Annotated in this window: 9 protein-coding genes and 1 tRNA gene; 3 read left to right on the top strand and 7 right to left on the bottom strand. The window is 73.9% G+C overall.

The window, feature by feature from the left end; translation table 11 throughout:
* Positions 1-252: 252 nt before the first annotated feature.
* The 3 genes from BCL76_RS36885 to BCL76_RS36875 form a co-directional block, all read right to left on the bottom strand.
* Positions 253-1452, bottom strand: coding sequence for a S8 family peptidase (locus BCL76_RS36885; protein ID WP_258310134.1), 1200 nt, complete (start codon positions 1450-1452; stop codon positions 253-255).
* Between the two features lie 189 nt (positions 1453-1641).
* A complete protein-coding gene (locus BCL76_RS36880) occupies positions 1642-3309 on the bottom strand; it encodes a serine/threonine-protein kinase (RefSeq protein WP_109783875.1) in 1668 nt (555 codons plus the stop codon).
* A gap of 145 nt (positions 3310-3454) precedes the next feature.
* Positions 3455-3868 carry a GNAT family N-acetyltransferase gene (locus BCL76_RS36875; RefSeq protein ID WP_109783883.1) on the bottom strand — a complete coding sequence of 138 codons (414 nt, stop codon included), beginning with the start codon at positions 3866-3868 and terminating at the stop codon, positions 3455-3457.
* Between the two features lie 159 nt (positions 3869-4027).
* On the opposite strand from BCL76_RS36875, the gene BCL76_RS36870 reads away from it, so the two are divergent.
* The gene (locus tag BCL76_RS36870; RefSeq protein ID WP_109783874.1) at positions 4028-4798 is read left to right on the top strand and encodes an alpha/beta fold hydrolase; all 771 of its coding nucleotides are present in this window, start codon (positions 4028-4030) and stop codon (positions 4796-4798) included.
* A gap of 20 nt (positions 4799-4818) precedes the next feature.
* Here BCL76_RS36870 and BCL76_RS36865 read toward each other — a convergent pair whose 3' ends face one another.
* Positions 4819-5340 carry a hypothetical protein gene (locus BCL76_RS36865; protein ID WP_146228508.1) on the bottom strand — a complete coding sequence of 174 codons (522 nt, stop codon included), beginning with the start codon at positions 5338-5340 and terminating at the stop codon, positions 4819-4821.
* Positions 5341-5531: 191 nt separating this feature from the next.
* Here BCL76_RS36865 and BCL76_RS36860 point away from each other — a divergent pair, with 191 nt between their 5' ends.
* A complete protein-coding gene (locus BCL76_RS36860) occupies positions 5532-6008 on the top strand; it encodes a phospholipase (protein ID WP_109783872.1) in 477 nt (158 codons plus the stop codon).
* Between the two features lie 88 nt (positions 6009-6096).
* Here BCL76_RS36860 and BCL76_RS36855 read toward each other — a convergent pair whose 3' ends face one another.
* The 3 genes from BCL76_RS36855 to BCL76_RS36845 form a co-directional block, all read right to left on the bottom strand.
* Positions 6097-7218 carry a sulfite oxidase gene (locus BCL76_RS36855; protein WP_109783871.1) on the bottom strand — a complete coding sequence of 374 codons (1122 nt, stop codon included), beginning with the start codon at positions 7216-7218 and terminating at the stop codon, positions 6097-6099.
* 77 nt (positions 7219-7295) lie between these two features.
* Complete coding sequence (locus BCL76_RS36850; RefSeq protein WP_109783870.1) at positions 7296-8579, bottom strand: phosphoribosyltransferase family protein; 1284 nt, start codon at positions 8577-8579, stop codon at positions 7296-7298.
* Between the two features lie 280 nt (positions 8580-8859).
* Positions 8860-8932: transfer RNA gene (locus BCL76_RS36845), tRNA-Arg, on the bottom strand.
* 332 nt (positions 8933-9264) lie between these two features.
* Here BCL76_RS36845 and BCL76_RS36840 point away from each other — a divergent pair.
* Positions 9265-10881 carry a dynamin family protein gene (locus BCL76_RS36840; protein WP_109783869.1) on the top strand — a complete coding sequence of 539 codons (1617 nt, stop codon included), beginning with the start codon at positions 9265-9267 and terminating at the stop codon, positions 10879-10881.

The following is a 10881-nucleotide window of genomic DNA, read 5'->3' as shown; positions in this document are numbered from 1 at the left end:
CCCGTGAACGTCTCCACCCACACCGGCTCAGCCCTCAACACCCCACCCATACAGGCAAAATGCCCAAAACTGAGCCTTCTGCAACAACCTTTAGGGGGTGTCTTGCCGATCAGGCCGGGCTCGCGGTGGTCGGTGCCGCGCCTCGCCGCGTTGTCCTCGGTCGGCGACGCTCCGCGTCGCCTCCCTCGTCCGCCTTGCGATCCACGGCACCGACCACCGCTCCCTGATCCGCCCTGATCGACAAGACACCCCCTAGCGTCCGGTGGGAAGGTGGAGGAGCAGGTTCGGGGTGCTGGCGGGGAGGCCGGTGATGCGGTCGGACACGGCGCTGCGCAGCAGTTCCTCGGACACCTGCGCCGGGGTGCGCGCCGTACCGCGCGCCAGGATGAGCGCGGCGACCCCGGCCACGTGCGGGGCGGCCATCGAGGTGCCGGAGGCGCGGGCCGTGGCGGTGGCGGAGTCCTTCCAGGCCGAGGTGATGCGCACCCCGGGCGCCGAGAGGTCCACGCAGGGGCCGTGGTCGGAGAAGGGCGCCCGGCGGTCCTCGGCGTCGGTCGCCCCGACCGTGAGGGCCTGGGGGACGGCGGCCGGGGATCCGCCGCAGGCGTTCCTGCCGTCGTTCCCGGCGGCCACGGTGACGGTGATTCCCTTGGCCACGGCCCGGGTCACCGCGGCGTCGAGCGCGCGGCTGCGGCTGCCGCCGATGCTCATGTTGGCCACGGCCGGGGTGGTGGGGGCCTTGGCGGCGTCCTTCACCACCCAGTCGACCCCCTTGAGGATCGCGGACAGGGGCGCGGAGCCACGGCAGTCGGCCACCTTCACCCCGACGAGCGAGACCCCCTTGGCCACCCCGTACGTCTCCCCGCCCACGGTCGCCGCGACGTGCGTGCCGTGGCCGCTGCAGTCCCGGGGGCTGCCGAGGAACACGGCGTTGTAGCCGGCGCGGGCGCGGCCGCCGAACTCCCGGTGCGCGGTGTTGATGCCGGTGTCGACGACGTAGACGGTGACGCCCGCGGCCCTGCCGGGGTACGCGTACGAGCCGTCGAGCGGGAGTTCGCGCTGGTCGATCCGGTCCAGGGACCAGGGCGCGGGAGTCTGCGGCCCGGTCAGAGGCTCGTCGGTGGTGTGGAACTCCGCGTCGGGCTCCACGGAGGCCACCCGGGGGTCGGCGGCCAGGGCGGCGGCCCGGGCGGCCGTGGCGCGGACGGCGAAGCCGTTCAGGGCGGCCTCGTAGACCGGTCCGACCTCGTCGCCGGCCTCCACGGCCTCGGCGGCCAGGGTGCGGGTCGGTGCGCGGGAGGTCGTGTCCTTGAGGACGACGACGTAGGGGGCGGTGGCATGGGCGGCGGTGGCATCGGGAGCGGTGGCGTCGACGTCCGGAGCCGGCGGAGAGCCCGTGACGGTGGCTGCGAGCAGGGCGGCGGCGGGGAGGAACACGGCGAATGCGGTCATGCGGCCGATGCTCTGCGAGGGGCGGCACGGGCGCGCGGAGGGTGCGCCGAGTGGGCGCACGACACGCCGCCGCGCGGGTGGACCCACGACCGGTCCGGTGCGGTCCGCTCCGGTGTGGTCCGGTCCGGGTGGGCGCGGCCGGTCGGATGGATCCGCGACCGGACCGGGTGGCCCCGGCCGACCGCTTCGTCAGGCCGCGCGCCAGACCGTCATGTCCACTATGACGAAGCTCGACACGTCCTCCAACGACATCACCGGCATGGACTTGAGCGTGAGCACGAGCAGTGCGATGTCCCCCGACTGATGTTTGACGCAGAACTCGCTGCCGGACGCCGCGAGCATCAGTGATCGGCTCTTCTCGGTCCGCCCCTCGAGGGCGGCCCGACAGGAGTCGAGGGAGCCGTTCGGCTTGCCCGACAACTGGACGATCACACTGGTGTCGCTCTCCAGGTCGCAGTCCACCCGGCCGCAGGTCAGTCGCAGGTCCCCGGAGCGAGTGGCGCGCTCGACCGGTTCCTTGATGCTGATCGAGTTCTCCTCGCGCAGAGTCAACGCCGGGTAGGGGACGGGCTTCGGTGGAGCGCTCGGGGTCGGACTCGGGCTCGGGCTCGATTTCGGTGCGGCGTCGGCGGACTTCATGGTCGGGTCGCCGCTCGCCGAGCCAGCCGGCCCCGCCGAGGTTCCCTTGGTCGTCGGGGACTTCGCGCGGTCGCGCACGTTGTTCGCCGCTTTGTCGACGACCGACCAGGCCACGCCCAGCAGCAGCGCGACCGTCACGATCGACGCGGCGGTGACGAGCGCGGTGCGCCGTCGACGCGTGCGTCGTTGCTCCGGTCCTTCCGGAGCCGCAGGCTGCGGAGGCTGCCACACCTGGTGCATCGTGTGCGGAGCGAGGGGAGCCGGGGCGGGCCCCGCCCCGATCTGCCGCGGCAGGGGCTCCGGCAGGGGATCCGGGAGCGGCTCCGGGACCGTCACCTCCGGTCCGGTCACCTCGCGCCAGAGCGCCGGGCCGCCGTCCGCGTCGGCGTCCTCGCCCAGTTCCGTCCTGCACCACGCCACGATCTCGGCCGGGGTGGCCCGCTCCTGCGGATCGGTGGCCAGGCACCGGGCGAGCAGCGGACGAAGCTCCCGCGGAACGCGGGACAGGTCGGGCTCGGAGTGCACGATCCGGTACAGCACGGTGGCGGAGGGGCCGGTGCCGTACAGCGGCTCGCCGAGCGCGGCGAACGCCGCGGTCTGGCCCAGCGCGAACACGTCGGCGGCCGTGGTGACCTCACCCGCCGACGCCTGCTCGGGGGACATGTACTGGGGCGTTCCGATGGTGGCGCCCGTGGCGGTGTGCGCGGTGGTGTCGGATGCCAGGGAGATGCCGAAGTCGATGACGCGGGGGCCGTCGGCGGCCAGGAGTACGTTCGACGGCTTCAGGTCGCGGTGCACGATGCCCGCACCATGGATGGCCTGCAGCGCCTCGGCCACGCCCGCCATCAGCCACAGCACGGCGGGCACGGGCAGCGGTCCGCGCCGGTCCACGGCCTGCGCGAGGGAGGGGCCGGGTACGTAGAGGGTGGCCAGCCAGGGTGTCGTCGCGTCCGCGTCGGCGTCGATCAGTTCGGCGGTGTACGCGCCCCGGACCCGCCGGGCGGCCTCCACCTCACGGCGGAACCGCCGCCGGAACGCCGGGTCCTCGGCCAGTTCCGGGCGTACGACCTTGATCGCCACTGGGCGGCCGCCCTGGGTGTGTGACAGGTAGACCCGGCCCATGCCGCCCGCCCCGAGCCGGGCCGCGATGCGGTACCCGGCCACGGTGGACGGATCGTCCGCCCGCAGCGGCTCGAACACCTCGGTCGCGCTGTTCATCTGCCTCCCCCGATCCCCCGGTCGACCGACGGGTCGACCAGCGAACACCCTAAGCGTCGCGCGGCGGCCGGAGGTTGCCGGGGAGCCGGTACGCGGGGCGGCGCCGGGGCCGTGCGGGGGCGGTGCGGGGAGTCGGTCCCCGGTGCTACGGGGCGAGCGGCCAGCCGCGCATCGAGAAGACACCCTCGTCGCGGGCGCCGGCGGAACCGTAAGTGGCCAGCGCGGCTTCGTTGTCGGTGTCGACCCCCACCCACATGCCGTAGCAGCCACGCGCCTTGGCCTCCTCGGCGAGGGCCAGGGTCAGCGCGCGGCCGATACCGCGGCGGCGGTACCCCTCGTCCACGGACAGCTCGTACAGGCACATCTCGGTGCCCTTGTCGGGGTGACTCATCTCGATGCCGGACACCATCCCGGCGGGCACCCCATCGACGTAGGCGATGAGCATCAGGTGTCCCGGGGCGGCGAGGAAGCGCTGGGACCACTCCTCGCGGGCAGGCCCGTCGAAGAGGGACTCGGCGGCGGCGAGCTCGGCGGGGGTGAGGGCCCGGCGGATGTCCATGGCGGCCACGATAGTGCGCACATGGCGGATGGCCAGGCGATATACCGGCACGGCGTGGCGGCCCGTGGCCCGCGGCCTGCGACCCGCGGCCCACGAGACGCACCCGCGCCGGGCAGCGCTTAACCTGTTCCGGCTGTCGAGGACTTGAGGGGGAGCATCGTGAGGAACGCCGTGGTCACGCCCGAGGGCGACCGGATCCGCTGGGTCGAGCTGGCGGGGGAGGAGCCGGCCCGGGTGTACGTGCACGGGCTCGGATCCACCTCGCCCGCCTACTTCGCGGCGAGCGCCACCCATCCGCTGCTGGCGGGGCGGCGTTCGCTGCTGGTCGATCTGCTGGGGCACGGGCACAGCGACCGGCCCGAGGCGTTCGGCTACACCCTCGAAGCACATGCCGACACGCTCGCCGTCGCCCTCACCGAGGCCGGCGTGGAGGGCGCCGAGTTGATCGCCCACAGCATGGGCGGGGCCGTGGCCATCGTGCTCGCGGACCGTCATCCCCACCTGGTGTCCCGGCTGGTGCTCGTCGACGCCAACCTGGATCCGCAGCAAACCGTTCCCGTCATGCCGGGCAGCAGCGGCATCGCCTCCTACACCGAGGAGGAGTTCCTGGCCGGAGGCTGGGCCGAGGTGCGGGACCGGGTCGGCGCGCACTGGTGGTCCACGATGCGGCTGGCCGGCCGAACAGGCCTGTACCGCACGGCCGTCCACCTGGCCGCGGGCACCACGCCCACCATGCGTGAGCTGCTGCTGGAGTCGAAGATCCCGCGCACCTACCTGCTCCCCGAGGCGGACGGCCCGCTCCCGGGCGCCGATGACCTCGAAGCCTCGGGCGTGGCCGTGGTGTCCGTCCCCGACTGCGGGCACAACATCATGCTCGACAACCCGGAAGGCTTCGCCCGGGCCACCGCGGCGGCGCTGGCCCGCGACTGAGCGGTCCGGGCGCGGGGTGGTCAGCCCTGGGTCCGGGGCGTGGAGGCGGCGCCGCCCCCGGGTCCCACGGAGCTCGGGGACGCAGTGCCGTCCGTCCAGGCGTAGACCCGCTTGCCGCGGACCGCGACCTGGTACTGGTGGGCGTCCCGGCACTCGGCCCGCACACCCTCCCGCAGGCTGCCCGGCCACCACTTGGCGTGCAGGGCCGGGTTGCTCATCGGCTTCGGCGTGCCCGTACCGCACTGGGGGCCGCCCATCGGGGTCGCGCCGAGGGTGAACCGGATCAGCCGGGCCTCGCCGGTCGTGCGCACCCGTATGCGGACGTCGGTGGCGTCCTTGGGTATCCAGGACGGCAGGGCGAACGGCGCCTTCTCACGGGTGGGGGCATCGGCGGCGCTCGCGAAGCGCTTGCCCTTCTCCTTGTACACCTTGCTGTCGATGGTGTCGGTCACGGGATTGGGCGGCAGGTTGGGCAGCGTGAAGGCGGCGGTGGCGAGGACTCCCACGGTGGCTGCGGCGACGACGAGCGGGCGGCGGTTCATGCTTTCCAGTGTCGGCGGCCGGGCCCCCACCGCGCGTCCTTCCTCAGGACGAATCGGGAGTGCGCCGCAAGTCCCATACGGACTCATACCTGGGAGGGTGTCCGGTCCGGTCGTGGCGACACGCAGTAACCGACGAGCCTCCGGGGGCGTTGGCCGGAGGTGATCCGTCCGCCCCGGCACCGAGGAACTCCATGCGCCGTCGCCGCCTCGTCCCCGCTCTCGTCCCGGCTCTCGCCACCGCCACCGCCACCGCGGTGCTCGCCCTCGCCCCGGCGGCCTGGGCCGCACCGCACGTCCCGGCCGACAAGCCGCAGGTGCTGAGTCGCTGGACGCAGACCAGCGCCGCCAGTTACCAGGAATGGGCCGAGGCCCGCGCGCACCGGGCGGATTGGGCCGCGTACGGCTTCGACTGGTCCACGGACCAGTGCACCTCGTCCCCCGACAACCCCCTCGGCTTCCCCTTCGCGGACGCCTGCGCGCGCCACGACTTCGGCTACCGCAACCACCGTGCCGCGGGTCTGTTCCCGGGCGCCAAGTCCCGGCTGGACCTGGCGTTCCACGCGGACCTCAAGCGGGTCTGCGCGCACTACTCGGGATCCCGCAGGAACTCCTGCGACGCCACCGCGTGGACCTACTACCAAGCGGTCAGGATCCTCGGCATCTCCTGATCTCCCGGGGAGCGTACGGCGCCGACGGCGTACGGCGTACGGCGCCGACGGTGTACGGCCGACGGCGTGCCGCCGCCGGGGTGCGCGCTCAGCAGCACAGGACCGGGACCTCCTGGACCAGGTTGTTGCCGAAACCGCCCCGGTTCCACGGCTGTTCGAGGGGCTGCGTACCGCCCTCGGCGTCCGTGGCGCGGACGGTGAGCGTGTGGCGTCCCGGCGTCGCGGCCCACACACAGGACCAGGCCTGCCAGGCCCAGCGGTGCGGCCCCGGCGGCGTGACCTCGGCCCGGATCCAGGTGCGGCCACCGTCGGCGCTCACCTCCACCCGGTCGACGGCCCCGTGGCCGGACCAGGCCCGCCCCTGCAGCGGTACCGGGCCGGGGCGTACGACGCGGGTGCGGGACATGAAGTCGGGGAATCCCGGCGGGACCATCAGGGCGCGCGGCGCGATCCGCGTGACCGGCTCGCCGGGGGCGTCCGGATCGTCGGCGGCCGACCGGTAGCGGTAGGCCACGGCCTGCTGGAATCCGGTGAACGGCGCGTCCACGAGGGTGATCTCGCGCAGCCATTTGACGTGCGCCATCCCGTACCAGCCGGGGACGACCAGCCGCAGCGGACACCCGTGCTGCGGCGGCAGCGGCAGGCCGTTCATGGCGTAGGCGATCAGCACTTCGGGGTCGTCCCCGGTGGCTGCGGCCACCGGCAGGCTGCGCCGGTAGTCCTGCTCGACGCCGCGCTCGACCCCGTGGTCGGCGCCGGTGAACACGGCCTCGACGGCGTCCGGCCGCACCCCGGCCTCGGCGAGCACCAGCCGCAGCGGTACGCCCGTCCAGTCGGCGGTGCCCACCGCCTCGACCAGCCACGGCTGGCTGACCGGGCGGGGCGTCAGGCGGGCCCGGCCGTTGCCCGCGCACTCCATCGTGACGCGGTGGGTGACCGCGGGGAACGCGCGCAGGGCGGCGAGGTCCAGGGCCAGCGGGCTACGCACCGTGCCGCCGACGGTGAGGGACCAGTCGGCCGGGTCGGTGGCGGGTATGTCGTAGTGGACCAGGACGTAGTGCAGTCCGGGGGGCGTGACCTCGTAGCGCAGGGCCTCCAGCGGAAGCCCGTGGTTGCGGGCCGCGAGCGCCAACTCCTCCGGGCCGATGCCCTCGCCGGGCGACGCGACGCGGCCCGGGGTGCTGACATCCCGCACCGACGGCTGCTCCATCTCCTCATGGTCGCGCGTGCCGCCGCCGCCCCGCCACCGCTGCCGCGACCACCCCCTCGTGCGGCCTCCGGTCCGGTCTACCGCGGCACCAGGTGCCGGGTGAACCAGTCACCGGCCAGGCGGGCCACCTCGTCCAGGGCTCCGGGCTCCTCGAAGAGGTGGGTGGCCCCCGGGACGATCTCCAGCCGGTTCTCGCAGCGCAGCTCGCGCTGGGCCCGGCGGTTGAGGTCGAGCACCGTCGAATCCCGGCTGCCCACGATCAGCAGTGTGGGGGCCCGTACGGTGGCGAGCCGTTCACCGGCCAGATCCGGCCGGCCGCCGCGGGACACCACGGCGCCGATGTCGGCGCCCGTCTCCCCGGCCGCCCACAGCGCCGCCGCGGCCCCGGTGCTCGCTCCGAACCAGCCCGTCGGGAGGAACTCGCGCCGACGCAGCCAGGCGGTGGCCCCGGCGAGCCGCCGGGCCAGGGTCTCGATGTCGAAGACATTGGCCCGGTCGGCCTCCTCGTCGGGCGTGAGCAGGTCGAGGAGCAGGGTGGCGAGGCCCGCCCGGTTGAGGTCCGACGCCACCGACCGGTTGCGCGGGCTGTGGCGGCTGCTGCCGGAGCCGTGCGCGAACACCACGACGGCCCCGGCGCCGTCCGGCAGGGCGAGATCCCCGGCCAGCAGCAGGCCGCCGGCGTCCACCTCGACCTCGGCGGTCCGCACGGCGGGGCGGCCGGCGGGTTCCGCCGCCGCCCGCGCCAGCAGGAAGACGACCTCCTCGTCGGAGGTCTGGGAGAAGTCCTGGTACCACTCGCCGACGGCGCGGAAGGCGTGCGGCGTGGCGAGGCACACCACCTCGTCGGCGGCGGAGCCGAGCCGGGTGACGGCGTCCGGCGGGGCCACCGGCGCCGCCAGTACCACCCGCGCCGCGCCCTGCGCCCGTACGACCTCGCACGCGGCGGCGGCCGTGGCGCCGGTCGCGATCCCGTCGTCCACGACGATCACGGTCCGGCCGTCCAGGGGCACCCGCGGCCGGTCTCCCCGGAACTTCGCGGCCTGTCGGGCGAGCTCCGCCGCCTCGGCGTCCTCCACCGACGCGATGTCCTGCGGGTCCAGCCGGCTGCCGCGGACGATGTCCTCGCTGAGGACGCGTACGCCGCCCTCGCCGATGGCGCCGAAGCCCAGCTCACGGTGGTGGGGGACGCCGAGCTTGCGCACCACGACGACGTCGAGCGGAGCGCCGAGGGCGCGGGCCACCCGGTAGGCGACGGGGACTCCGCCGCGGGGCAGGCCCAGTACGACGGGATCCTCCCCCTTCAGGTGCCGGAGCGCTTCGGCGAGCCGTTCGCCGGCGTCCGCGCGATGGGTGAACAGCACGATGGCTCACCCCCAACCAGGGGAGACGGAAACCACGTACCCATCTCCTTCGACGCAACCGCATCCCCGGCCGTCCCGCAAGTCGGTCGGCCGGCCCGGCGTGCGGCGGGTCGCGGCGGACGTGTTCCGGTGCGGGGCCGGCGCGCCGAACTGGTCCGAATTCGCCGTCCAGTTCACTGATCGCCGGTGGCACTTACCGCGTTACTACGAGACGCTTTTTAAGCTGCTTTACCTGCACGAAAGCCCTCCGCGGAGGGAGGGCTTCGGGTGGTGCGGAAAGTGCCCCCGGCAGGACTCGAACCTGCGGCCAAGTGCTTAGAAGGCACCTGCTCTATCCACTGAGCTACGGGGGCCGGAAGGTGGCCTTGGTGGGCCTGGAGCCTCCGGTGGGGGTGGGGCTGAGGTCCGTGCCGGGTCAAGGATAGGGCTCCGGTTGCCTTGTCCCGGTTGCTTCACTCGCGGGCCACGATGTGGAGGTTCGGTGAAGCGGTCCCGATAATCGCAGGCAGGTGCGATTCTCGCATCGCTTTTGCGCCGCGTCGCCCCTGGTGTTGTGCACTCGTTATGCCTGCGCCCCACTCGTCCGTCGTGCCCAGAATGTCCCACTGGAATCGCGGTCGGCGCGCAGAGGACGTATAAGCTTCAAAAATGGTCCCAAATTGGGCATTCTTCGCATGTGGTGACCTTGGATGTTCGGCCTCAGCTGCTCGATGCCCTGTCCGCCCTGCGCGACCGGGTCGCGTCCGTGCGTCTGCCGCTGCCCCTGCCCGGCGCTCCGCGCGCCCGCCAGACCAGAGCCGAGCTGCTCGCGCAGCTCGACGACTACCTCGTACCCCGACTGAAGGCGCCCGAGGCGCCGATGCTCGCCGTCGTGGGCGGGTCCACCGGGGCCGGTAAGTCCACCCTCGTCAACTCCCTCGTCGGCCGACAGGTCAGCGAAGCCGGGGTGCTGCGCCCGACCACACGCACCCCGGTGCTCGTCTGCCATCCGGACGACCACCACTGGTTCGCCGGTATGCGCGTGCTGCCCGACCTGATGCGGGTCTGGGTGCCGCACGAGGAGGAGGAGACGCCACCGGCCGCCAAAGCCCGGGCCCGCGACCGCGGACCGGCCCTCACCCACGCGACCCGCGAGATGCGGATCGAGACCGTTTCCAGTCTGCCGCGCGGGCTGGCCATCCTCGACGCCCCCGACATCGACTCCCTGGTCGTCGAGAACCGCACCCTCGCCGCCCAGCTCATCTGCGCCGCCGACGTCTGGGTGATGGTCACCACCGCCTCGCGGTACGCGGACGCCGTCCCCTGGCACCTGCTGCGCACCGCCAAGCAGTACCGAGCCACCCTCGTCACCGTCCTCGACCGGGTCCCGCACCAGGTGCTCACCGAGGTCTCGCGGCAGTACGGGGCCCTGCTCACCAAGGCCGGGCTGGGCGACGTACCGCGGTTCACCGTCCCGGAGCTGCCCGAGTCCGCCGGCGGGGGCGGGCTGCTGCCGGCCAGCGCCGTCGCCCCGCTGTTCGCCTGGCTCGCCCATCACGCCCAGGACCCCGCCGCCCGGCAGTACGCCGTCGGGCGCACCGCACTCGGCGCGCTGGACTCCCTCGCGCGCCGGATGCCGGAACTGGCCTCCGCCGTCGCCGCCCAGCACGCCGCCGCCGTACGACTGACCTCGGCCGTCGAGGACGCGTACAAACGGGAGGGCAAGCGGGTCCGGGGCCGCCTCGACCAGGGCGCCGTACTGGCCGGGGACGCCCTGACCCGCTGGCGCGGGTACCCGCTCGACACGAGCGCCGACGAACTGCTCGACTCGCTCGCCGAATCCCTCGCCGCGCTCCTGCAGTGCGCCGTCGCCGCCGCCGACGAGCGCATCGCCGACGCCTGGCGGCGCGAGCCGGCCGCCGGCGCGGTCTCGCTGCCCGCGCCCGACCGGGAGGCGGGGGAGCGCATCGGCATGGCCGTACGCCGCTGGCGGCGGGTCCTGGAGGAACTCGCCGAGGAGGAGGTGGCCAAGAGCGACCGGCAACCCCCACCCGACCCCGACGGCATCGCCGCCCTCCTCGTCGCCGCCCTCCTCGGCGGCAAGCGGGCCCGGCCCGCGGGGGAGAAGCTCGCCGAACGGATCGGCGCGCAGGCCGCCCTACGGCTGCGCGACCGGGGCGGGGAACTGGTCGGCGACCACCTCGACCAGGTGCTGCGCGCCGAACGCGACCGCCGGCTCGCCCCGCTGGAGGCGCTCGAAGTGACCCCGGAACCACAGGCCGAGCTGATTGCCGCGCTGTCCGTACTGCAGAAGGAGAGGTGA

The sequence above is a fragment of the Streptomyces sp. CG 926 genome (assembly GCF_003148825.1).
GTDB lineage: Bacteria > Actinomycetota > Actinomycetes > Streptomycetales > Streptomycetaceae > Streptomyces.
The sequence above is the reverse complement of the archived record's forward strand: the minus strand, read 5'-3'. Positions and strand labels throughout refer to the sequence as shown.